This window comes from Streptomyces sp. NPDC017943 (genome assembly GCF_044328425.1).
Taxonomy (GTDB): Bacteria; Actinomycetota; Actinomycetes; order Streptomycetales; family Streptomycetaceae; genus Streptomyces; species Streptomyces djakartensis_A.
In genome coordinates, this window is sequence record NZ_JBIRHH010000005.1 from 153,136 (window position 1) to 176,345 (window position 23,210).

The following is a 23,210-nucleotide window of genomic DNA, read 5'->3' on the forward strand; positions in this document are numbered from 1 at the left end:
CATGCAGTTCGGACGCACCTACGAGGAGTTCGAGGTCGGCGCGACGTACAAGCACTGGCCGGGCAAGACGGTCACGGAGTACGACGACCACCTGTTCTGTCTCCTCACCATGAACCACCACCCCCTCCACATGGACACGAACTATGCGGAGAAGACGACGGACTTCGGCAAGAACGTCGTGGTGGGCAACTACATCTACTCGCTGCTGCTCGGCATGTCCGTACCGGACATCTCCGGCAAGGCCATCGCCAACCTGGAGATCGAGTCGCTCAAGCATGTGGCGCCGACCTTCCACGGCGACACGGTCTACGGCCAGACGACCGTGCTCGACAAGTGGCCGTCGAAGTCCAAGAACGACCGCGGCATCGTGTACGTGGAGACCAAGGGCTACAAGCAGGACGGCACGCTGGTCTGCGTGTTCCGCCGCAAGGTGATGGTGCCGACCGAGACGTGCATCAAGGAGCGCGGCGGCGAGCAGCCCGGCCGCCCCGAGCTCAGGGAGCAGGAGAAGTAGCCATGGCGCGACTCGCCCAGACCGCCGGTCTGACGGACGTCCAGCAGGAGATCCTGTCCACCGTCCGGGACTTCGTGGACAAGGAGATCATCCCGGTCGCCACGGAGCTGGAGCACCGCGACGAGTACCCGCAAGCGATCGTCGACGGACTGAAGGAGTTGGGCCTGTTCGGCCTGATGATTCCCGAGGAGTACGGCGGTCTGGGCGAGTCGCTCCTGACGTACGCGCTGTGCGTCGAGGAGATCGCCCGCGGCTGGATGTCGGTGTCCGGCATCATCAACACCCACTTCATCGTGGCCTACATGCTCAAGCAGCACGGCACGCAGGAGCAGAAGGACCACTTCCTGCCGCGCATGGCGGCCGGGGACATCCGGGGCGCGTTCTCGATGTCGGAGCCGGCTCTCGGCTCGGACGTGTCGGCGATCACGTCCAAGGCGGTGAAGGACGGCGAGGAGTACGTCCTGAACGGCCAGAAGATGTGGCTGACGAACGGCGGAACGTCGTCGCTGGTGGCCGTTCTGGTCCGGAGTGACGAAGGTCACCCCGAGGGCACGGCGCCCCACAAGTCGATGACCACCTTCCTGGTGGAGAAGGAGCCCGGCTTCGGCGAGGTCCGCCCCGGTCTCACCATCCCCGGCAAGATCGACAAGATGGGCTACAAGGGGGTCGACACCACCGAGCTCATCATGGATGGCCTGCGGATTCCCGCGGACCGCGTGCTCGGCGGGGTCACGGGCCGCGGTTTCTACCAGATGATGGACGGCGTCGAGGTCGGCCGTGTGAACGTGGCGGCGCGTGGCTGCGGCGTCGCGCAGCGTGCGTTCGAACTGGGCGTGCAGTACGCGCAGCAACGGCACACCTTCGGCAAGGCGATCGCCCAGCACCAGGCGATCCAGTTCAAGCTGGCCGAGATGGCTACCAAGGTCGAGGCCGCGCATGCGATGATGGTGAACGCGGCACGCAAAAAGGACTCCGGGGAGCGAAACGACCTCGAGGCTGGGATGGCGAAGTACCTCGCCTCCGAGTACTGCAAGGAGGTCGTCGAGGACGCCTTCCGGATCCACGGCGGCTACGGCTTCTCCAAGGAGTACGAGATCGAGCGCCTCTACCGCGAGGCGCCGATGCTGCTGATCGGTGAAGGTACCGCCGAGATCCAGAAAATGATCATCGGCAGGCGGCTGCTCGAAGAGTATCGATTCCAGGGCTAGATGTCCGGATACGGGGTGTTTTCTTGGAGAAGAAGATCACACCCCGTCAGCACGCCCCAGCCGCCGACTCGGCAGCCTGGCTTACCCAGTTAGGGCCGCGAGCCGCTACGATCGCCGGAAAGCCGCCGTCCCCCGTCAGAGTGCGGCATCATCCGCTACGAAGGTCATCCATGCCCCACAGCCAAACCTCTGCATCTCGCGACAGCCGGGCCGGCGTACGCCTCGCGCGCGGAGCATCGCCGTGGCTTCTTCCGACCGTCGCCACCGCAGCACTCAGCCTGGCCCGCGCGCGCCGTTCCGGCGCCGCCAAGGCCGTGGCCGTTCCCGCCACCGCGCTGGCGGCGGGCATGCTGTGGTTCTTCCGCGACCCCGAGCGCGAGATCACCCAGGGCCGGGTCATCTCGCCCGCCGACGGTGTGGTGCAGAGCATCATGCCGTGGAAGGACGGCCGCACCCGCGTCGCGATCTTCATGAGCCCGCTCAACGTCCACGTCAACCGCGCGCCGCTGGCCGGCACCGTGACGTCGGTCGAGCACGTGCCCGGTGGCTTCGTTCCCGCCTTCAACAAGGAGAGCGAGAACAACGAGCGCGTCGTCTGGCACTTCGACACCGAGCTCGGCGACATCGAGATGATCCAGATCGCCGGTGCCGTCGCCCGCCGCATCGTCCCCTACGTGCCTCAGGGCACCAAGGTCGAGCAGGGCGAGCGGATCGGCCTGATCCGCTTCGGCTCGCGCGTCGACCTCTACCTGCCCGAGGGCGTGGAGGTCGCGGTCGAGGTGGGGCAGAAGACCGTGGCTGGGGTGACTCGCATTGACCGTGGTTGATCCTGATACCAAGTCCGGCTGGGTCCCGGGGTCCGACGAGGTCGACGAGGAAGAGGAGATGCCCCTCTCCCTCCGGCTGTCGATAGCGGACACGCTGACGCTCGGCAACGCCACGTGCGGCTTCATGGCGGTGTACTTCACCACCACCGGCATCCTGATCCCGGATCTCATGGGCAGCCAGGAGACCGGCATGGCACGCAACAGCGCGGCCACGGCGGTCATCCTCATGCTCTGCGCGGCGGTCTTCGACCTGTTCGACGGCCTGGTGGCGCGCAAGCTGCGGTCCTCGCCCATGGGCGCCGAGCTGGACAACCTGTCGGACCTGATCAGCTTCGGCCTGGCGCCGGCGTACTTCGTGCTCGTCTACGGCATGGTCGCGGACGGCGCGTACCAGCGGGTCGCCGCGGTCGGGGCCATCGTGGTGCTGCTGGCGGTGGTGCTGCGGCTCGCCCGGTTCTCGTGCGTCACGGTCAAGGACGGCACCTTCCAGGGCATGCCGTCACCGTTCGGCGCGCTCACGGTCGTGTCGATCGTCCTGCTGGAGCTGCCCTTCGTGGCGACCCTGCTGGCGATCCTGGGGACGGCGTGGCTGATGGTGAGCCGCGTGGAGTACCCGAAGCCGCGGGGCCGGCTCGCCGTGGCGATGCTGTCGTGGATCGTGCTGGGCATGGGCCTGATGGCGGCCTGGGCGTTCGACGCGCCGAGCGGCCAGCTGCTGCTCCAGACGGGCTGCGCGCTGCAGCTGGTCATGGGGGCGGTCATCCCGCTGTTCGCGACGGCCCGGCGGGTGAACAACTTTCGCGACAACCGTCGCGAGGCACGGGCGGCGCAGCTGCCGTAGCAGGACACAGGCGAAGGGCCCCGGACCGGGTGACGGTCCGGGGCCCTTCCCGTGCCCGGACGCGGGTGCCGCAACGCCACGCCGCGAGGTACCCGGCCTCCGGGGCCCACCAGCGCCCGGCGGGCGGACCCCTGCTGGAGTACGTGGCGAGAGGCCGCAGGCGGACGGCCTGAGCCGGACGTCCGCAGGCGCGCGGCTGGAGGCGAATGGCCGCGGGCGGGCCGCTGGACCGGGCGGCGGAAGCCCGGCGGCCGGAGGCGGGCGGCCGGAGGCGGGGGCCGCAGGCGGGTGGCCGCAGGCAGGCGGCCGCAGGCGGGCAGCCGCAGGCGGGCGGCCGCAGGCGGGCAGCCGCAGCCGGGCAGCCGCAGGCAGGCGGCCGCAGGCGGGCAGCCGCAGGCGGGCGGCCGCAGGCGGGCAGCCGCAGCCGGGCAGCCGCAGCCGGGCAACCGCAGGCGGGCAACCGCAGGCGGGCAGCCGCAGCCGGGCGGCCACAGGCGGGCGGCCGGAGCCGGACGTCCGTAGGTGCGCGGTTGGAGGCGAAGAGCCGCGGGCGGGCCGCTGGAGCGGGCGGCCGAAGCCCGGCGGCCGCAGGCGGGTGGCCGGAGGCGGGGGCCGCAGCCGGGCAGCCGCAGGCGAGAGGCCGCAGGCGGGGGCCGCAGCCGGGCGGCGGCAGGCGGGCAGCCGCAGGCGGGCAGCCGCAGCCGGGCGGCCGGAGCCGGACGTCCGTAGGTGCGCGATTGGAGGCGAAGAGCCGCGGGCGGGCCGCTGGAGCGGACGGCCGAAGCCCGGCGGCCGCAGGCGGGCTGCCGCAGGCGGGCTGCCGCAGGCGGGGGCCGTAGCCGGGCGGCCACAGCCGGGCGGCCGCAGGCGGGCGGCCGGAGGCGGGGGCCGCAGGCGGACAGCCGCAGCCGGACAGCCGCAGCCGGACAGCCGCAGCCGGGCGGCCACAGGCGGGCGGCCGCAGGCGGGGGCCGCAGCCGGGCAGCCACAGCCGGGCAGCCACAGCCGGGCAACCGCAGCCGGGCAACCGCAGGCGGGCAACCGCAGGCGGGGTGGTCGGAGCCGGCTCGGGCGGGAGCCGCTCGGAGCGGGATCGCGCCCAGCTGGGATCCGGGCTCAGCTCGGGAACCGGCTCAGGTCGGGCATCCGCTCAGCCTGGAGCCCGGCTCCGCCCGGGCCCCGGCTCACGGGCAGCGCTCAGGTCAGGAAGTCCTGGGCGATGCGCCGGGCGACGCGCTCCAGGAGGGGGCCCGCCTCGGCGATGCACTTCGCCACGTCCGGCTCCTCGTCCGTCAGGGGGTACGCCCTGCGGATGCCGGCCCGGCCCAGGACCTCCGGGGGGAGGGCGAGGCGGCCGCAGACGGCCACGACGTCCCGGCCGGCGGCGCGGGCCGCCGTGGCGACGCCCGCCGGGGCCTTGCCGTGCAGCGTCTGCTCGTCGAGGGAGCCCTCGCCGGTGATCACCAGATCGGCGCGGTCCAGGGCGGGCGCGAAGCCCAGGACGTCGAGCATGACCTCGATGCCGGGGCGGAACCGGGCGCCCAGGAGCAGGGCGCCGTAACCGATGCCGCCGGCCGCACCCGCACCCGGCGACGCCGCGTACGCGGCCGCCTCCGGGCCGGCCGTCTCCTCCAGCACCTTCGCGAAGTGCGCGAGGGCGGCGTCCAGGGCCGCCACGTCGTCCGGTGAGGCGCCCTTCTGCGGGCCGTAGACCGCGGGCGCGCCCTTCGGGCCGGTCAGCGGGTTGTCGACGTCGCTGGCGAGGACCAGCTCGACGTCGGCCAGCCGCGGGTCGAGACCCGACAGGTCCGCCGTCGCCAGCTCGGCGAGGCCACCGCCCCCCGGGGGGACCGGCCTCCCCTCCGCGTCCAGGAACCGGGCGCCCAGCGCCGCCAGCATCCCGGCGCCGCCGTCGGTGGTGGCGCTGCCGCCCACGCCGAAGACGATGGTGCGGGCCCCGGCATCCAGCGCGGCGCGCAGCAGCTCGCCGGAGCCGCGGGTCGAGGCCGTCAGCGGGGCGAAGACCCCCTCGGGCAGCCGTTGCAGCCCGCTCGCCTCGGCCATCTCCACGACGGCGGTGCCCTCGCGCAGCGCGTACGCCGCCGTCACCTCGTCGCCGAGGGGGCCGGCGACCCGGACCTCCCGGCGCTCGAAACCGGCCGCGACGGCCGCGGCCACGGTGCCGTCGCCGCCGTCGGCCACGGGCAGCGCCTCGACGCGGAGGTCGGGCAGGACATGGCGCAACCCGGCCGTGACCCGCTCGGCGACCTCCACGGCCGTCAGCGACCCCTTGAACTTGTCCGCGGCGACGAGCACCCGCTGTGCCTTCCGGGTTCCGCTCCCTGCAGCGTCCGCCACTTGCACTCCCCTTGCTCTCCGGGCCTTCACGCACGTCAAGGCCAGTCGCGCCGCTGCGACCTTAACCGGAGGAACCGTCCCCCGTCAGCCCGTGCCCACCCCATGGACCCCCGCGGCCGGCCCCGGCGGCACCCCGGCCCCCACCGACACCTCGGCCCGGACCCACCGCAGGCTCCGCTCCCGAAACGGGTAGACCTCCCCCATGACCCCCGCACGCTCGGACACGGACCTCGGCGATCGCATCCTCGGCGGCTGGCAGGGCCGCATCGCGGGCAACATGCTCGGCAAGCCCGTCGAACAGGGCGAGGTCTGGTCGCGCGACCGCATCGACCGCTACCTCAGGCGGGCCGCCGCCCTCCCGCTGACGGACTACCTGCCCGAGCCCGCCGGCGACGAGGCGGGCGCCCTGCGCCCCGAGTGGCGCCAGTGCGTCCGCGGCCGCATCCACGGCAGCTGCCGCGACGACGACGTCGACTACGCGATCCTCGGCCTCGACCTGCTGGAGACCCACGGCTTCGGCTTCAGCACCGAGCAGGTCGGCGACCTGTGGCTGCTGCGGCTGCCGTACCTGCAGACGTTCACCGCCGAGCGGGCCGCTTACCGCAACCTCGCCAACGGGCTGCAGCCGCCGCTCACCGCGACGTACGACAACCCCTACCAGGAGTGGATCGGGGCCCTCATCCGGGCCGACGTGTTCGGCTGGACCTGCCCGGGGGCACCGCGCCGGGCCGCCGCGCTGGCCCGGCGGGACGCCGTGCTGTCGCACACCGGGAACGGGATCTACGGCGCGATGTGGGCGGCGGCGCTGGTCGCGGCGGCGTTCACCGCGCCCACCGTGCGGCGGGCCCTCGACGAGGCCCTGGCCGTGATCCCGGCCGGCAGCCGCCTCGCCCGCACCGTCCGCCGGGTGGCCTCGCTGCACGACACCCGGATGTCCTGGGAGGACACGCTGACCACGGTCGCCGAGGAGACCGCCGGGATGGGGTGGATCCACACGATCCCGAACGCCGCCGTCCTCACGGCGGGTCTGCTGTACGGCGACGGCGACTTCACGCGCACCATCACGCTGACCGTCCGCGGCGGCCTGGACACCGACTCCAACGGCGCGACGGCGGGCTCGGTGGCGGGGGTGCTGGGCGGCGCGGCGGCCATCCCCGCGCAGTGGACGGCGCCGCTGGAGGACACCGTGCGCAGCGCGGTGTTCGGCTTCGACGGGGTCCGCATCAGCGAGCTGGCGGAGCGGACGGTGCGGCTGGCGGAGTCGGAGGGCTGAACCGGCAGGCCGGGGAGGGGCGTCCGGTGGCTACGCTGCCCCTCATGAGCACCTCTCCTGACTACGCCGCCTACATCGCCTCCCTGCCCCGTGTCCTGGCCGCTGCGGCCGTGCTGTTCCGGGACGGCGCCGGCCGAGTGCTGCTGGTCGAGCCCAACTACCGGGAGGGCTGGGCGCTGCCCGGCGGCACCGTCGAGTCCGACGACGGGGAGAGCCCGCGGCAGGGTGCGCGGCGCGAGACGCTGGAGGAGATCGGCCTGGACCGCGAGCCCGGGCGGTTGCTGGCGGTGGACTGGGTGCCCGGCGCGGACCGCCCGCCGCTGGTGGCGTACCTGTACGACGGCGGGGTGCTCGGCGAGGAGGACCTGAAGGCGATCCGCTTGCAGGAGGAGGAGCTGCTGTCCTGGCGTACGGTCCCCCGCGAGGAGCTGACGGCGTACCTGCCCGGCGCCCTCGGCCGGCGCGTCCTGGCCGCCCTCGACGTCCTGGCGGAGGGCTCGGGTCCGGCGGAACTGGAGAACGGCCGGCGGGTCTTCTGACCGGTGACGGCTGCCGCCGCGCCATTTCCGCTCGCCGCCGCGCGATATCCGCTCGCCGCCGCCGGGGATCCGGCCTACTCTCGCCGGCATGGCCAAGCCGCTCGTCGCCCTGCTCACCGGGGCCGGTGTGTCCACCGACTCCGGGATCCCCGACTACCGCGGGCCGAACGGGCTGTGGCGCAGGGATCCCGAGGCCGAGAAGCTCGTGACCTACGCGTACTACATGGGCGATCCGGAGATCCGGCGGCGGTCGTGGCGGATGCGGTGGGAGACCGGGGCCCTCGGCGCCGAGCCGAACGCCGCGCACCGGGCCGTCGCGGAGCTGGAGCGGTCCGGGGTGCCGGTGCGGGTGATCACGCAGAACGTGGACGGGCTGCACCAGCTCGCCGGGATGCCCGCCCGCAAGGTCCTCGAACTGCACGGCACGGCACGGGAGTTCGTGTGCACCGCCTGCCATGCGCGGGGGCCGATGGAGGAGGCCCTGGGCCGGGTCGAGGCCGGGGAGGCCGACCCGCCGTGCGCGCGGTGCGGCGGGATCCTGAAGCCGGCCACGGTGATGTTCGGCGAGCGCCTGGACCCCGTGGTGCTCGGTGAGGCGGCCGCCGTCGCCAAGGCGTGCCAGGTCTTCGTCGCCGCCGGCAGCAGCCTGCAGGTGCAGCCCGCCGCCGGGCTCGCCGGTGTCGCCGCCGACCACGGCGCACGGCTGATCGTCGTCAACGCCGAGCCCACGCCCTACGACGAGCTGGCCGACGAGGTCGTCCGCGACCCCATCGGCACGGCCCTGCCGGCGCTGCTGCGCGGGCTCGCGGCGGGGTAGCGCCGCGGGTCAGAACAGGGCCGCTCCCCGTTCGAAGTCCAGCAGGCGCTGCTTGCGCTCCAGGCCGCCCCCGTAGCCCGTGAGGCTGCCGTCGGCACCGATCACGCGGTGGCAGGGGACGATGATGCCCAGGGGGTTGCGGCCGTTGGCGAGGCCGACCGCGCGGGAGGCGGTGGGGGCGCCCAGGGCCAGGGCCAGTTGCCCGTAGGTGCGCGTCTCGCCGTAGGGGATGCGGCGCAGTGCGTCCCAGACCCGGCGCTGGAACGGGGTGCCGTTCAGCCGCGTCTCGACGGTGAACTCCTGGAGCTCTCCGGCGAAGTAGGCCGTCAGCTCCTCCTCGGCCCGCGCGAAGAGGGTGTCGTCGCGGGTGCCGAAGGTCTCCTGGGGCGGGCGGTGGCGCTGGTCGGTCATGTAGAGGCCGCACAGGACGCCGTCCTCGGCGACGAGGGTGAGGGCTCCGTAGGGGCTGTCGGTCACGGTGTGCTGCTTCATGGACGTCCTTGTGCGGGGAGGAAGTTGATCGGGTGGCTGTCGGTCGCCCAGAGGTACTGGACGGCGTAGGCGCGCCAGGGGCGCCAGGCCGCCGCGCGGGCGGTGAGCGCCGCGGGCGTGGACGGCAGGCCCAGCTCGCGGGCGGCGCGGCGCACGCCGAGGTCGGTGGGGAGGAAGGCGTCGGGGTCGCCGAGGGCGCGCATGGCGATGACGTCGGCCGTCCAGGGGCCGAAGCCGGGCAGGGCGAGGAGCCGGTCGCGGGTCCGCGGCCAGTCGCTCTCCACGCCGAGGCCCAGGTCCTGGCCGGCGAGGGCGCGGACCAGGGTCGTGAGGGTGGTGCGGCGGGCGCGGGGCAGCGCGAGTGTCTCCGGGTCGAGCTCCGCCAGGGCCCGGGGGTCGGGGAAGAGGTGGGTGAGGCCGCCCTCGGGATCGTCGACGGGTTCACCGTGCGCGCCGACCAGCCGGGCGGCGTGGGTGCGGGCGGCGGCGGTGGACACCTGCTGGCCGAGCACGGCCCGGACGGAGAACTCCGCCTCGTCCACCGTGCGGGGGACGCGCCGCCCGGGGGCCTTGTCCACCAGCGGTGCGAGGACCGGGTCGGTGCGCAGCTGGTCGTCGATCGCGACGGGGTCGGCGTCCAGGTCGAGCAGCCGGCGGCAGCGGCTGATGGCGACGGGGAGGTCGCGCAGGTCGCCGAGGGTGAGGCGGCAGGCGATGTGGTCGGGGGCGGGGGCGAGGGCGGCGATGCCGTGGCCGTAGGGCAGGCGCAGGGTGCGGCGGTAGGAGCCGTCGCGCCACTCCTCCACTCCGGGCACGGCCGTGGCGGCGAGATGGCCGAAGAGGTTGTCGGGGTTGAGCGGGGCGCGGAACGGCAGCCGGAGGGACAGCGCCCCCGGGGCGCTCGCGCCCTGCCGCTTCGGGCTGCGGGCGCGCAGGTCGCTCGGTGCGAGGGCGAAGACCTCACGGACCGTGTCGTTGAAGGTGCGGATCGAGGCGAAACCGGCGGCGAAGGCGATCTGCGCCATGGGCAGGGCCGTCGTCTCGATGAGCAGCCGGGCCGTCTGGGCGCGCTGGGCGCGGGCGAGCGCCAGGGGGCCGGCGCCCAGTTCGGCCAGGAGCTGGCGCTCGACCTGCCGGGCGCTGTAGCCGAGGCGGGCGGCGAGGCCGGGTACGCCCTCGCGGTCGACGACGCCGTCGGCGATCAGCCGCATGGCCCGGGCCACGAGGTCGGCCCGCAGGTTCCACTCCGGCGAGCCGGGGCTGGTGTCGGGCCGGCAGCGCTTGCAGGCCCGGAAGCCGGCCTGCTGGCAGGCCGCGGCGCTGGGGTGGAAGACCATGTTCTCGGGCTTGGGCGGCACCACCGGGCAGCTGGGCCGGCAGTAGATGCCGGTGGTCAGGACGGCCGTGAAGAACCAGCCGTCGAAGCGCGCGTCCTTCGACCGCACGGCGCGCACGCAGCGCTCGGTGTCGGTGTGCATCCCCATCCGCATGCCTCCAGCATCCGCCACCGGGGCGGGCGGTCGCTGGCGAGAATCCGACATCGAGGCGCGGACGCGGGCGACCGGAGCGGGACAGATGACGATTCATTCATGTGTTCGTGCGGGGCCGGTACGATGGCGTCATGGGTCATGGAGCCGTCACCCCTGTGCAGGACGCCGGTGAGCGCGTACGCCTCGACGCGGACAACGTCGCGAAGGTCGCCACCACCCTCCAGGCCCTGTCCACGCCCTCCCGGCTGCTGATCCTGGCCCGGCTGCGCGAGGGTCCGCTGCCCGCGACGGAGCTGGCCGCCGAGGTCGGCATGGAGCAGTCGGCCTGTTCGCACCAGCTGCGGCTGCTGCGCAACCTGGGCCTGGTCGTCGGCGAGCGCCGGGGCCGTTCGGTGGTGTACGCGCTGCACGACCACCACGTCGCCGAGCTGCTCGACCAGGCCGTGTACCACGTCGAGCACCTGCGCCTGGGCCTCAGCGACACCGCCGGGTGAGCGGCGCCGCCGGGCCCGGCGGCGGTCCTAGTCGGTGGCGGTGGGCCGACGCGAGAGGCGCGTCGCCTCGTTCGGGCGCGTCAGCGGACGCAGCCGGTAGGTGTAGGCGTAGTCGCGGTCGGCGAACAGCTTGAACTCGTCGTGGGTGTGCGCGCCCCAGCTGTCGTCGCCGCCGACGCCCATCTGGCGGTGGTTGACCCGCAGCACCACCGCGTCCCGGGGCGTGAGCTGGTAGTCGTGGCGGACGCCCACCGAGAGGTCCTCGGGGGTGAAGTGGGAGGCGTTGACCTCCACCAGCGGTTCACCGCACACCAGCAGCCCCCGGCCGCTCCCGTCGGTCAGCGCGGCCCAGCGGACGTCGGTCCTGTTGCCGTTCTCCTGCGGTCGCAGATAGGGCGACCACTGCCCCGGGACGGTGCCCGAGTACAGACCCACGTCGGTGGCGTCGTGGCGGTCCCACATGTTCTCCTCGGGTCCCCGGCCGTAGTAGTGCAGCCGGTCGAGCCGGCGCGGCAGGAACAGCAGGGTGCCGACCTCGGGGATGTAGGGCAGGTCCGGCGAGCCGGGGCGCAGGGTGCTGTCGACCCGGATCTCGCCGTTGCCGAAGACGGTGTACGTCGTGCCGAACGCGGACTCGGTGGCGGTGGGCAGGGTGCCGGTGACGGTGACCTCGACGGCCCGGCCGTCCAGGGTCCGCACCCGGACGTCGGTCACCTTCCGCCGCGCTCCGGCGTCGCGCCAGGTCTGGTTGCGGGTGTGCTGGCCGTTGCCCCGGTCGTTGTCGGTGGGCGCCCGCCAGAAGTTCGGCACGGGCCCGGAGGTGAGGAGCCGTTGCCCGCCCGCCTCGTAGGAGGTGAGGGTGCCGGTGGCCTTGTCGACGGTGAGCGAGAATCCCCGGCCCGTCACCGTGAGGGTCCGCTCCCCGTCCGTGTGCCGCAGGGTGGGCACGCTTCGCAGGGGCACGGGCCGTACGGCCGGGGTGTCCACGTCGAGGGCGAGCTGGCGCTTGGCCACCTCGAACCCGGCCCTCGCCCACGGGGTGCGCTCCCTGAGGGCGAAGGAGAGCCGGAGGAAGTACTCCGTGCCCGGCTCGGGCTTCGCCGGCAGCCGCACCGGCACCGTGACGTCCTTGCTGCTCAGCGGGGCGACGTCCAGCTGCTCGCCGGTCAGCCGCCCCCGCCGCACGACCTCGCCGTCGGCGATCAGCTCCCAACGCCCGTCGAACTCGCGGAGGTTGGTGAATAGGTACTCGTTGGTGAGCGTGACGGCACCGGGACCGCCCCGGGCCTTCTCGACGCCGATCGCCTGGTAGACCTGCTTGACCTCGGCCGACTTGCCGGTGAGGCCGCGGTCGGCGGTGACGATGCCGTCGCCGGAGAACGCACCGTCGTTGGGGTTGTCGCCCCAGTCGCCGCCGTAGGCGTAGAAGGTCTTGTCGCGCGGGCGCTTCTCGGTGAGGCCGGCGGTGGCGGCGTCGAACCAGAACCGCACGCCCTCGTCGTCCGGCGTCCGGGTGTCCGAGGCCAGCTCGGCGGCGCTCAGTGCCCGGGCGTACACGCGGGCCCGCCGGACGGTGCCGCTGAACTCCCGGGTCGGGTTGTCGACGTCGGTGGCCAGGGACAGAGACGCGGTGTTGTTCGCGGGGCGCCGGGTGGTGGTCCTGGTGCCGCGCACCCGGCCGTCGACGTACAGGGTGAGGGTGCCGGCGTCCGCGTCGAAGACTCCGGCGACGTGGTGCTCGCTGCCCGTCCAGTCATCGGGCAGCGCCCAGCTCGCGGTGATCCACTGGCCGCCGCCGTGGATGAAGAACTCCAGGGTCCGGTCCGTCTGTTTGAGGGCGTACTGGGTGTCCCCCTTGGCGAGGACGGGCTGGTGATAGCCCGTCACGTGCGGGGTGATCCACGCCTCCAGCGTCAGGGAGCCGGTGAGGTCCAGGCCGGGATCGCGGGGGAAGACCGTGCCGCCGGACACGCCCTCGGCGCGGTCGAAGGTGCCGGCCGGGGCCATGATCTCGCCGCGCAGGCGGCCCGGGCCGGACTCGGTCAGCAGCTTGCGCGCCGGGGTGGGCCAGCGCAGCGCCTGGTCGACGAAGTCCCAGATCCAGCCACCCTGGAGCACGTCGTGGCGGCGGACGACGTCCCAGTACTTCCTGAAGTTGCCGTTGGAGTTCCCCATGCCGTGGGAGTACTCGATCATCACGTACGGCCGGGTGTCGCTCGGGTCCAGGGCGCGCTGCTCGACGCGCTGCGGGCTGTCGTACATCTCGGAGCGGATGTCGCTGATGCCGGGGCGGTCGTCGCCCTCGTACTGGATGACACGGGTGGGGTCGTAGGAGCGGATCCAGTCGTGCATGGCGTTGAAGGTGGTGCCGCCGCCCGCCTCGTTGCCGAGGGACCAGATGACCACCGAGGCGTGGTTCTTGTCCCGGTGGACCATGTTCTGCGCGCGCACCACGCACGCCTCGGTCCACTCGGGGTGGCCGCTGCCCGGGAACCGGTCGCGGATGCCGTGGGTCTCCAGGTTGGTCTCGCCGACGAGGTACAGGCCGTACTCGTCGGCGAGTTCGAGCCACAGCGGGTTGTTGGGGTAGTGCGAGGTGCGGACGCTGTTGATGTTGAGGCGCTTGATGATCCCGATGTCCTCGACCATCTGGGCGCGGGTGAGCGCCGAGCCGGTGACGGGGTGCATCTCGTGCCGGTTGGTGCCGCGGAAGGAGACCGGCTTGCCGTTGATGCGCATCAGGCCGTCCTTCAGCGCGAACTCGCGCAGGCCGACCCGGTGCGAGAGGGTCTCGATCACCTGCCCGGACGGGTCGCGCAGCCGCAGCACGGCGGTGTAGAGGTAGGGGTGCTCGGCCGACCAGAGCTTCGGTGCCGGGACGGCGCGGGACACCCGCACGGTCGCCTCGTCGCCGTCCGGCACGTCGACGGTCCCGTTCAGGGGCCGGGTCCAGACCGCGTGGCCCCGGGCGTCGTACAGCTGGGTCTCGACGGTGTGGCGGCCGCCGCCCCGGCCGCCGTAGTCGCGCACGTGCGCGGTGAGCTCCAGCCCGGCGGAGGTGTGGTCGTCGCCGAGCGGGGTGTCGAGCTTGAAGTCGCGCAGGTGCACGTCGGGTGTGGAGTACAGGTGGACCGAGCGGAAGATGCCGCTCAGCCGGATCATGTCCTGGTCCTCCAGCCAGTCCGCGTCGGAGTAGCGGTACACCTCGACGGCGATCCGGTTCGTGCCCGGCTGGAGGTGGCGGGTGATGTCGTACTCGGCGGAGGTGTAGGAGTCCTCGTGGTAGCCCACGAGCCGGCCGTTGATCCAGACGTAGTGGGCGGACTTGACCCCCTCGAAGTGCAGGAAGGTGCGCCGGCCGCGCCAGTCGCGGGGCACGGTGAAGGTGCGGCGGTACTGGCCGACGGGGTTGCGGCGGGTGGGGGCGGCGGGCGGCTGGGCGTTCTCGCCGCCGCCGTTGGGACCCCACCAGGGGTAGGTGATGTTGACGTAGATCGGGACGTCGTAGCCGTGCAGCTGCCAGGCGGAGGGCACGGGGACGGTGTCCCAGCCGGAGTCGTCGAGGTCGGTGCGGTGGAAGTCCGGGTCGCGGTCCTCGGGCCGGTCGGCATAGGCGAACTTCCAGGTGCCGTCCAGGCTGAGCCGGTACGGCGAGCGCTCGCGGTCGCCCGCCAGGGCCTGGCCGAGGTCGGCGTAGGGCATCAGCGTGGTGTGCGGCGGTTCGGTGCCGATCCGGTAGGTGGCGAGGGAGTCGTTCCACTCCGGTGGGCCGTCCGCGGCGGGGCTCCGGCCGGCCGCGGACGCCGCGGCCGGTGAAGCGGACAGGGCGAGCGCGCCGAGGACGGCGGCGCCTCCTTCAAGCAGGCGGCGCCGGCTGACGACGGGCCGGTCGGCGGGGGACGGGAGCGGGTGCGGCATGACCGTGGCCTTCCTCGGTGCGACAGGGTGCACGGACTGAGGGCATGTCAGCGGCGGACCCAACTCTCCCTGGGTACGGGGTGTTTCCGTCGGGGCGCGGGCAACTGACGGTGACGGAGCAACTGCTGAGCAGGCACACCCTAGGACTCGAACAGAAACGAAGCAATGACCCCGTCGGACTCTGTTCGGTCCTGGTGGTTCCGCACCGGGCCCGCCCCGCCACCGACCGTGGTGCCGGATGCCGGGGGCCGTGGGCCCGGGGGCCGTGGGGCGGGAGCCCGGGAGCCGTGGGGGCGGAAGCCCGGAGCCGTGGGCTCGGGGGCCGTGGGGCGGGAGCCCGGGAGCCGTGGGGCGGGAGCCCGGGGGCCGTGGGGGCGGGAGCCCGGAGCCGTGAGCTCGGAGGCCGTGGGGCAGGAGCCCTGGAGCCGTGGTGGCGGGAGCCCGGAGCCGTGGGCCCGGGGCCGTGGGGCAGGAGCCCTGGAGCCGTGGGGCGGAAGCCCGGCGCCGTGAGCCCGGGGCCGTGGGGCAGCAGCCCGAGAGCTGTGGGGCGGAAGCCCGGAGCCGTGGGCCCGGGGCCGTGGGGCGGAAGCCCGGAGCCACGGGCCCGGGGGGGGGCCGTGGGGCCGGGGGACCGATCTGCCGGCATGCCACCCGTCGGCTCCCGCGCGAGGCGTCGGCAATTTGTCATTTCGACGCGACAGTGTCACCGCCGCGAACGTAATGTGACCTCATCGGACAGCCTGTGCATCGGATCTTTGGCCGGACCTTTTGCCGCGCCGGAAGGAGCGGCTCGCATGAACGGGTATGCGCCCTCGGATCGCGGTGCCGTCACGGCCGCGCCCGGCGGGCTGCTGGACCTGCTGAAGGTCGCGGCCGTGGTGCTGGACGGCGACGGCTACATCGCCCTGTGGAGCCCCGAGATCGAGCAGCTGCTCGGCTGGACCGCCGCCGAGGCCCTGCGCCGGCGCGCGGACACCCTGCTCGTCGCCCCGGCCGACCGGGCCCGCGGCAGGGAACTGTTCGCCCAGGTCAGCTCGGGCGACCGCTGGGCCGGTGTCTTCCCGCTGCGGCACCGCGACGGCACGGAACGCGCCGTGGAGTTCCGCACGATGCGTCTCTTCGACAGCGAGGGGCGGCCCCACCTGCTGGGCCTGGCCACGGACGCCTCGACCGTACGGCAGGTCGAGCGGGACCTGGCCCTCTCGCACAGTCTCGTCAACCAGACGCCCCTCGGCATCGCGGTCTTCGACAACGAGCTGCGCTGGGTCGGCGTCAATCCCGCCCTGGAGCGGATCAACGGCCTGCCCGAGGAGGCCCTGCTGGGCCGCCGGATCCGCGAGGTGCTGCCCGGCCTGGACGTGGAGACCATCGAGGGGCGGATGCGGCACGTCCTGGAGACCGGCCGGCCCCTGCTCGACCAGCAGACCGTCGGCCGCACCCCGGCGGACACCGAGGACCGGGCCTACTCGGAGTCGTACCACCGCATCGAGGACACCGACGGCCGGGTGCTCGGACTGGCGGTGGCCGTGCTGGACGTGACCGAGCGGCAGCAGGCCGCCGCCGAGGTGGCCCAGGCGCGCCAGCACCTGTCGGTCGTCGCCGACGCGGGCGCGCGGATCGGCACCACCCTCGATCTGCAGCAGACCGCGCGGGAACTGGCCGGTGTCGTCGTGCCGCAGCTGGCGGACCTCGCGGCCGTGGACGTCCTGGAGTCGGTCGTGGCCCACGGCACCATCACCCCCGTGACGGGCGGCGCGCCCGCCGAGTTCCGGGCGCTGGCCGTCGCCGCCGGCTACCCGACCGACGCCATCCACGCCGCCGACCCGGTGGGCGAGCTGGCCACCTACGGCGCCTCGCGGGTCATCACCCAGTGCGTGCGCAGTGCCCGGCCGGTCCTGGTCGAGCACGTGGACGACCGGATGCTCGGCCGTCTCGCCCGCGACGCCGGGGCGGCGCGGGCCCTGCGCGAGGCGGGGGCCCACACCTATCTGGCGCTGCCGCTCGTGGCCCGGGGCAAGGTGCTCGGCACGCTCTCGCTGTACCGCACGGTCAACGAGCGCCCCTTCGACGAGCGCGACCAGGTGCTCGCGTCCGAGCTCGCCGCCCGCGCCGCCATCTGCATCGACAACGCCCGCCTCTACGGCCGGGAGCGCGGCACCGCCCTGACCCTGCAGCGCAGCCTGCTGCCGAGCACGCCCGCGCAGCGCGAGGGCCTCGACATCGCGGCCCGCTACCGCCCGGCCCTCAGCGAGGTCGGCGGCGACTGGTACGACGTGCTGCCGCTCGGGCCCGGGCGCACCGGTCTGGTCGTCGGCGACGTCATGGGCAAGGGCGTGCAGGCCGCCGCGATCATGGGCCAGCTGAGCACGGCGACGCGGGCGCTGGCCCGCCTGGACCTGCCGCCCGCCGAGCTGCTGCGCCACCTCGACGACATCGCCGGCTCGCTCGGCGACGCGATCGCGACCTGCGTGTACGCCGTGTGCGACCTGGAGCGCGGGGTGTGCGAGCTGTCCAGCGCCGGGCACCTGCCGCCGGTGCTCGGCCGGGCGGACGGCCGTGCGGAGCTCCTCGACGTGCCCGGGGGTGTGCCGCTCGGGGTGGGTGGCGTGGACTTCGGCACCCTGGAGGTGGAGCTGGCGCCGGGCTCGCTGCTCGCCCTGTACACCGACGGGCTGGTCGAGAAGCGCGGCGAGCCGATCGACACCGGTCTCGGCACGCTGACGCGTGCGCTGAGCGGCACGGGTCCCAGCCTGCAACGCACCAGCGACGGGCTCCTCGGCGCGCTGAGTCCGGAGCCCGACGACGACGTGGCGCTGCTTCTGGTGCGCAGGCGCGTCTGACACACCCGCCGCGCCGGCGCCCGCACCGGCGTACGGGCTTACGGGAACGCGCGGGCCGTCCCGGCCCGCGCGCCCGCCGGATCACCACCGGGCGGTCAGAAGTCGCTCTTCTTCGTGGTGCACAGGGCCCAGATGACGAACGCCGACATCGCGATCATCACCACGGACCACACCGGGTAGGACGGCAGCGAGACGAAGTTGGCGATGATGACGAGCGCGGCGATGCCGACACCGACCACGCGTGCCCAGGTCGACGCCTGGAACAGCCCGAGGCTGACCAGCACGGCGACCACGCCCAGGATCAGGTGGATCCAGCCCCAGCCGGTGAGGTCGAACGCGAACACGTAGTTGGGGGTCGACACGAACACCTCGTCCTCGGCGATCGCCGCGATGCCGCGCATGATGCCCAGGATCCCGGCGATCATCAGCATCACGGCCGCGAAGACCGTCAGGCCGGCGGCAGCGCCTCGCTTGGCACGCGACGGCGCGTGCGTGGGGTGTGTGGCGGTCATCCTGACTCCTCGTTTCTGCTGGGTCCGGCGCGCTCAGCGGCCGGAGGGGTAGGTGGCGGAGGCCGAGGCCCCCGACGGCCCGGAGCCGCTCAGCACCAGCTCCTTGGCCCGGTCGAACTCCTCGTCGGTGATGTCGCCGCGAGCGCGGATCTCGGACAGCCGGGCGAGCTCGTCGACGCTGCTGCGCCGCTCCCCGCCGCCCCTGGCGGTCTCCCGGATGTAGGTGTCCATGGCCTGCTGCTGCGCGCGGGCCCGGGCCGTCTCCCGGTGGCCCATGCCCTTGCCGCGGGCGATGACGTAGACGAACACGCCCAGGAACGGCAGGAGGATGCAGAACGCAAGCCAGCCGGCCTTCGCCCAGCCGCTCAGGTCGTCGTCCCGGAAGATGTCGAACACGACCCGGAAGAGCAGCACGAACCACATGATCCACAGGAAGACCCAGAGGATCGTCCAGAAGGCGCTGAGCAGTGGGAAGTCGTACGCCAGGTAGGTCTGTGCGGTCATGTCGCTCCTCCGTCCCGGGTGCCGCCGCGCAGCGGCTCCCCTGCGGTACCAGCGTCCGGGTGACGCGGCCCCGGCCGCCTCACCCGGGGAGGGTGATCGTGCGGCCGGAGCGCCACGGTCTCAGCCGCCCGCTGCCGGGCCGCCCGGCACGGCCGCCGCGGCCCGGCGCAGCGCCGCCCGCCAGGCGAGGGCGAGCCCCGCCTCCGCCAGCCCGAGCAGCACCAGCCACAGTCCGAGCAGCCGGGTCAGCGCCCGGGCCGACTCCGCGGGCAGCGCCAGCACCACCACCCCGGCGATCACGGCGAGCACGGCGGCACCCAGGAGGAAGCCCCGGTGGGGCAGGTCCCGCGCCGCGAGGGCGGTGTACAGCGTGAGGATCCCCGACACCAGCCACATCAGCCCGACGATCAGCGAGAGGGCGGTGATGGTCTGGAGCGGGTTGCGCAGGCACAGCACGCCGGCCAGGACGTAGAGCACGGCCAGCAGCAGGCCGGCCACGCGGTGGCCCTGCTCCTGCCGGGCGAAGATCTCCACGAACCGGAACACCCCGGCCGCCAGCAGGTACAGCCCGGCCAGGACCGCCACCACGTGCAGCGTCGCCTCGGGCCAGACCAGGAGCAGGATCCCCGGGACGAGGGTGGCGACCGCGGAGGCGAGGATCCAGGTCCAGGAGCGCCCGACCACCGCGAGCAGGTCGGCGGGGTCGGCCGGGCGGGCGGGCCCGGGTCCGGGGGCTCCCGGCCCAGAGGCTCCCGGCCCAGGGGCAACCGGACCGGGGGCTCCCGCTCCAGGGGCTCCCGCTCCAGGGGCCGCTTCCGGGCCGGTCACCGGGCCTGACGACGACGTGGTCATTGGTTCCTCCTCGGCGGGCCGGACGCACACGGGCCGTCCGGCGGACGGCACCGGCCCCTGCACCCAACCTCGCGCGGGCCGCCGGGCACCGGGTCACCCGCGGCGGGTGATCCCCTGCCGGGACGGCCGAGGTGGGCTGGAAGCGTCCGCCCGTGGATGCGCGTCCGCGCAGCCGCCGGACGGAGGCGCCGCACGAGGGCACCACGGAACGACACGACCGGAAGGGACGAGATGGCGGATTCGGCGCTTCACCGGTCCGGGGCCCGGAGCGGCACGGGGACGGGGGGCGGGGCGACCCGGCCCGGGCCGGACGAGGAGGCCGGGCGGCGCCCGGGGCCCCGGCGGCGCGCTTCGGCCGCCGCCCTCGTGCGGACCGTCCTCATCGCCGCCGGACTCGTCACCGTCTACTACGTGCTCCCCCTGGACGGGCGCAGCTCCCCCGGCGCCTCGGCCGTGCTCGCGTGCGGGCTGCTGCTCGTGGTGCTGGTCTTCTGGTGGGAGGTGCGGGCCATCCTGGAGTCGCCCTACCCGCGGCTGAAGGCCATCGAGGCCCTCGGCACGACGCTGGCGCTGTTCCTCCTGCTCTTCGCGGGTGCCTACTTCCTGCTGGAGCACTCCACGCCGGGCTCGTTCAGCGAGCCGCTGACCAAGACGGACTCCCTGTACTTCACGCTCACCACGTTCACCACCGTCGGCTACGGCGACATCGCCGCCCGCTCCCAGGCCGGGCGGGTCCTGACCATGGTGCAGATGGCGGGCGGACTGCTGCTGGTGGGCGTGGCCGCGAAGATCCTCGCCGGTGCCGTGCAGGCGTCGCTGCGCCGGCAGGGCCGGGAGCCGGCGGACGACTTCCCCCGCGACCGGAGGGCAGAACCGTGACCGTACCGAGCCCGTCCGCCTCCTACGCGACGCCGGCCGAGCGGGCCGCCGAGGGACGCGCCGCACGGCGACGCCGTCCGCGGTCCTCGCACGCCCGGTTCGAGCCCGGGCCCGGGCGGTTCGACCCGGTCGAGGTGGTGGAGCGCCAGTCGGCCACGCGCGTACCCGAGCTGGTGCCGATCCGCTACGGCCGCATGCTCGAGTCGCCCTTCCGCTTCTACCGGGGTGCCGCGGCCGTCATGGCCGCCGACCTCGGCGCGGCACCGGACACCGGGCTGCGCGTGCAGCTGTGCGGGGACGCCCACCTGCTGAACTTCCGGCTGCTGGCCTCGCCGGAGCGCCGTCTGGTCTTCGACATCAACGACTTCGACGAGACGCTGGCCGGGCCCTTCGAATGGGACGTCAAACGGCTCGCCACGAGTTTCGCCATCGCGGGCCGGGCGAACGGCTTCCGGACGAAGGAGCAGGACGGCGTGGTGGCGACGTGCGTGTCCGCCTACCGCGCGCGGATGCGGGAGTTCGCCGGCATGCGCAACCTGGACGTCTGGTACGCCCAGGACGACGCCGACCACGTGCGGGAGCTGCTGGCCGCGTCGATGACCCGGCGGGCCCGGCGCCGCACCGCCGAGGCGGCGGCGAAGGCCCGGACCCGCACCCACCTGCAGGCCTTCGCGAAACTGACCGCCGCCACCCCCGAGGGGCGGGTCATCGCTCCCGACCCGCCGCTGATCACACCGTTGCGGGATCTCGTCGGCGGGTCCTCGCCGCACGAGCAGGAGGAGGAGCTGCGCGCGGTCCTGGAGGGCTACGTCCGCACCCTGTCGTCGGAGCGGCGGCACCTGTTGCGCCGCTACCGGATGGTGGACATCGCCCGCAAGGTGGTGGGGGTCGGCAGTGTCGGCACCCGCTGCTGGATCGTCCTGCTGCTCGGCCGGGACGACGACGACCCGCTGCTGCTCCAGGCCAAGGAGGCACAGGAGTCGGTGCTGGCCGCCCACACCGGCGGGGCCCACTACGACAACGAGGGCCGGCGGGTGGTGGCCGGGCAGCGGCTGATCCAGACCACCAGCGACATCCTGCTCGGCTGGACGCACGCCGTCGGACTCGACGGGCGCGAGCGGGACTTCTACGTACGGCAACTGCGCGACTGGAAGGGCATCGCGCGGCCGGAGACCATGGACCCCGGCCTGCTGCGGCTGTTCGCGCGGCTGTGCGGGGCGAGCCTGGCCCGGGCCCACGCCCGCTCGGGCGACCCCGTCGCCATCGCCGCGTACCTCGGGGGCAGCGACCGTTTCGACCGCGCCCTGACCGCGTTCGCACAGTCCTACGCCGACCGCAACGAGCGGGACTTCGAGGCGCTCGGCGCCGCGGCCCGCTCTGGCCGCATCCGCACGGCGGCGCTCTGACCGCCCGGGCACCGGCGCAGCCGCCCGCTCCCCCCGGCCGTCGCCCACCGGCACGCGGGGCTCGGCGGCGGACAGCAGGTGCCACTGCCGTGCACACGGCTCCTCCACGGGGAGAGCGAGGGCGGCCCAAGGCGACGGTGACGCGTCCGCGCTGCCGTATTGCGGCAGGACTTCGGGCGGGGGCCCGCTCACCGCCCGACCCCGGCGCGGCCCGCTCCGGCCGCATCCGCACGGCGGCACTCTGACCGCCCGGGCACCGGCGCAGCCGCCCGCTCCTCCCGACCGCCGTCCACCGATACACAGGGCTCGGCGGCGAACAGCAGGTCCCGCTGCCGTGCCCACGGCTCCTCCACGGGGCCGACCGAGGGCGGCCCGCGGTGCCGTGTTGCGGCCGGGCCTCCGGCAGGGCGCGCTTCACCCCGCCCCCACGGCCCGGTCCGGCCGCGCAACCACCCGTCACGGGCGATGCGGCCGTGCGCGGGGCCTTGGTTGGCTGGGGTCACGCGCTCGGGCACCCGGCGCGCCGCCGTCGCCATCCGCAGCCGAGGAGCCGCAGACCCGGGAGCGTCCGGGCGGCTCGGAACGGGGGTACCGATCATGTGCCGCTGGCTCGCCTACTCCGGCACTCCCGTGCTGCTCGACGACGTGCTGTACCGGCCGGAGCACTCGCTGATCGACCAGAGCCTGCACGCACGGATGGGCGTGGAGACCACCAACGGCGACGGCTTCGGCGTCGGCTGGTACGCCTCGCACCTGAGCACGCCGGCCGTCATCCGCGACACGGGCCCGGCCTGGAGCAACCGCAACCTGCGGGAGATCTCCGACCACGTCCGCTCCTCGCTGTTCTTCGCCCATGTCCGCGCCTCCACGGGGACCGCGGTGCAGCAGACCAACTGCCACCCCTTCCGCCACGCGCGCTGGATGTGGATGCACAACGGTGCGATCACCGGCTTCTCAGAACTGCGCCGGGATCTCATGATGAGCGTCGACCCGGCCCTGTTCCCGTCATTGGAGGGCACGACCGACTCCGAGGTGATGTTCCACCTGGCCCTCACGCTGGGTCTCGACCGCGATCCCCCGGGCGCGGTGGCCCGGATGACCGGGCTCGTCGAGCGGCTCGGGCGGGAGCACGGCGTGGCGGAGCCGCTGCAGATGACCATCGCGGTCACCGACGGCGAACGCATCTGGTTCTTCCGCTACTCCAGCGGCGGCGACTCCCGTTCCCTGTACTACAGCAGCCGGGTGGAGGACATCCGGGCCCTGCACCCCGATCTGGCGTTCCTGCGCCACCTCTCCGACGAGACGCGGCTGGTCGTCTCGGAGCCGCTGGGCGATCTGCCGGGCGTGTGGAACGCCGTGCCGGAGAGCAGTTACGGCGTCGTCCAGCCCGGGCATCACATGTTGCGGCACTTCGAGCCCCAGCCCGCGTGAGCCGGTGCGGCGGGG

At 73.8% G+C, this 23,210-nt stretch carries 19 protein-coding genes; 12 read left to right on the forward strand and 7 right to left on the reverse strand.

Going from position 1 to position 23,210, the window contains the following annotated elements; genetic code table 11:
• Position 1: 1 nt before the first annotated feature.
• The 4 genes from ACH4C6_RS17700 (at position 2) to pssA (ending at position 3,390) form a co-directional block, all read left to right on the forward strand.
• Entirely contained in the window at positions 2–514 is a 513-nt protein-coding gene (locus tag ACH4C6_RS17700) for a MaoC family dehydratase (protein ID WP_398109490.1), read from the forward strand.
• Between the two features lie 2 nt (positions 515–516).
• Positions 517–1,722, forward strand: a complete 1,206-nt coding sequence (locus ACH4C6_RS17705; RefSeq protein WP_033309198.1) for an acyl-CoA dehydrogenase family protein — start codon at positions 517–519, stop codon at positions 1,720–1,722.
• 170 nt (positions 1,723–1,892) lie between these two features.
• Positions 1,893–2,549 carry a phosphatidylserine decarboxylase gene (locus ACH4C6_RS17710; RefSeq protein WP_384321775.1) on the forward strand — a complete coding sequence of 219 codons (657 nt, stop codon included), beginning with the start codon at positions 1,893–1,895 and terminating at the stop codon, positions 2,547–2,549.
• Positions 2,550–2,607: 58 nt separating this feature from the next.
• Positions 2,608–3,390: a CDP-diacylglycerol--serine O-phosphatidyltransferase gene (gene pssA / locus ACH4C6_RS17715; RefSeq protein ID WP_333934415.1), complete on the forward strand. Its 783-nt coding sequence runs from the start codon at positions 2,608–2,610 to the stop codon at positions 3,388–3,390.
• Positions 3,391–4,587: 1,197 nt separating this feature from the next.
• On the opposite strand, the gene ACH4C6_RS17720 is transcribed toward pssA, so the two are convergent.
• Positions 4,588–5,748 (reverse strand): glycerate kinase, encoded by a 1,161-nt coding sequence (locus tag ACH4C6_RS17720; RefSeq protein WP_398109491.1) that lies wholly within the window; start codon positions 5,746–5,748, stop codon positions 4,588–4,590.
• 202 nt (positions 5,749–5,950) lie between these two features.
• Here ACH4C6_RS17720 and ACH4C6_RS17725 point away from each other — a divergent pair, with 202 nt between their 5' ends.
• The 3 genes from ACH4C6_RS17725 (at position 5,951) to ACH4C6_RS17735 (ending at position 8,377) form a co-directional block, all read left to right on the forward strand.
• Positions 5,951–7,021, forward strand: coding sequence for an ADP-ribosylglycohydrolase family protein (locus ACH4C6_RS17725; protein WP_398109492.1), 1,071 nt, complete (start codon positions 5,951–5,953; stop codon positions 7,019–7,021).
• A 44-nt stretch (positions 7,022–7,065) separates the two neighbouring features.
• Complete coding sequence (locus ACH4C6_RS17730; protein WP_398109493.1) at positions 7,066–7,560, forward strand: NUDIX domain-containing protein; 495 nt, start codon at positions 7,066–7,068, stop codon at positions 7,558–7,560.
• An 88-nt stretch (positions 7,561–7,648) separates the two neighbouring features.
• Positions 7,649–8,377: an SIR2 family NAD-dependent protein deacylase gene (locus ACH4C6_RS17735; protein ID WP_398109494.1), complete on the forward strand. Its 729-nt coding sequence runs from the start codon at positions 7,649–7,651 to the stop codon at positions 8,375–8,377.
• A gap of 9 nt (positions 8,378–8,386) precedes the next feature.
• On the opposite strand, the gene ACH4C6_RS17740 is transcribed toward ACH4C6_RS17735, so the two are convergent.
• Positions 8,387–8,869 carry a methylated-DNA--[protein]-cysteine S-methyltransferase gene (locus ACH4C6_RS17740; RefSeq protein WP_398109495.1) on the reverse strand — a complete coding sequence of 161 codons (483 nt, stop codon included), beginning with the start codon at positions 8,867–8,869 and terminating at the stop codon, positions 8,387–8,389.
• Positions 8,866–10,347: an AlkA N-terminal domain-containing protein gene (locus ACH4C6_RS17745; protein WP_398109924.1), complete on the reverse strand. Its 1,482-nt coding sequence runs from the start codon at positions 10,345–10,347 to the stop codon at positions 8,866–8,868. Before ACH4C6_RS17745 ends, ACH4C6_RS17740 begins: the two co-directional genes overlap by 4 nt.
• A gap of 143 nt (positions 10,348–10,490) precedes the next feature.
• Here ACH4C6_RS17745 and ACH4C6_RS17750 point away from each other — a divergent pair, with 143 nt between their 5' ends.
• Complete coding sequence (locus ACH4C6_RS17750; protein WP_398109496.1) at positions 10,491–10,853, forward strand: ArsR/SmtB family transcription factor; 363 nt, start codon at positions 10,491–10,493, stop codon at positions 10,851–10,853.
• Between the two features lie 27 nt (positions 10,854–10,880).
• Here ACH4C6_RS17750 and ACH4C6_RS17755 read toward each other — a convergent pair whose 3' ends face one another.
• Positions 10,881–14,771, reverse strand: a complete 3,891-nt coding sequence (locus tag ACH4C6_RS17755; protein WP_398109497.1) for a glycoside hydrolase family 2 TIM barrel-domain containing protein — start codon at positions 14,769–14,771, stop codon at positions 10,881–10,883.
• Positions 14,772–15,565: 794 nt separating this feature from the next.
• On the opposite strand from ACH4C6_RS17755, the gene ACH4C6_RS17760 reads away from it, so the two are divergent.
• The gene (locus ACH4C6_RS17760) at positions 15,566–17,611 is read left to right on the forward strand and encodes a SpoIIE family protein phosphatase (RefSeq protein ID WP_398109498.1); all 2,046 of its coding nucleotides are present in this window, start codon (positions 15,566–15,568) and stop codon (positions 17,609–17,611) included.
• 95 nt (positions 17,612–17,706) lie between these two features.
• Here the strand turns inward: ACH4C6_RS17760 and ACH4C6_RS17765 are convergent, their stop codons facing one another.
• The 3 genes from ACH4C6_RS17765 to ACH4C6_RS17775 all read right to left on the reverse strand — a co-directional run bounded on the left by ACH4C6_RS17765 (position 17,707) and on the right by ACH4C6_RS17775 (position 19,479).
• Positions 17,707–18,123, reverse strand: coding sequence for a hypothetical protein (locus ACH4C6_RS17765; protein ID WP_398109499.1), 417 nt, complete (start codon positions 18,121–18,123; stop codon positions 17,707–17,709).
• Positions 18,124–18,156: 33 nt separating this feature from the next.
• Positions 18,157–18,627 carry an SHOCT domain-containing protein gene (locus tag ACH4C6_RS17770; protein ID WP_398109500.1) on the reverse strand — a complete coding sequence of 157 codons (471 nt, stop codon included), beginning with the start codon at positions 18,625–18,627 and terminating at the stop codon, positions 18,157–18,159.
• Between the two features lie 120 nt (positions 18,628–18,747).
• The gene (locus ACH4C6_RS17775) at positions 18,748–19,479 is read right to left on the reverse strand and encodes an HdeD family acid-resistance protein (RefSeq protein WP_398109501.1); all 732 of its coding nucleotides are present in this window, start codon (positions 19,477–19,479) and stop codon (positions 18,748–18,750) included.
• Between the two features lie 231 nt (positions 19,480–19,710).
• Here ACH4C6_RS17775 and ACH4C6_RS17780 point away from each other — a divergent pair, with 231 nt between their 5' ends.
• The 3 genes from ACH4C6_RS17780 to ACH4C6_RS17790 all read left to right on the forward strand — a co-directional run bounded on the left by ACH4C6_RS17780 (position 19,711) and on the right by ACH4C6_RS17790 (position 23,195).
• Positions 19,711–20,358, forward strand: coding sequence for a potassium channel family protein (locus ACH4C6_RS17780; RefSeq protein WP_398109502.1), 648 nt, complete (start codon positions 19,711–19,713; stop codon positions 20,356–20,358).
• Positions 20,355–21,764, forward strand: a complete 1,410-nt coding sequence (locus ACH4C6_RS17785) for a DUF2252 domain-containing protein (protein WP_398109503.1) — start codon at positions 20,355–20,357, stop codon at positions 21,762–21,764. Before ACH4C6_RS17780 ends, ACH4C6_RS17785 begins: the two co-directional genes overlap by 4 nt.
• A 597-nt stretch (positions 21,765–22,361) precedes the next feature.
• Complete coding sequence (locus ACH4C6_RS17790; RefSeq protein WP_398109504.1) at positions 22,362–23,195, forward strand: class II glutamine amidotransferase; 834 nt, start codon at positions 22,362–22,364, stop codon at positions 23,193–23,195.
• Positions 23,196–23,210 lie beyond the last annotated feature (15 nt).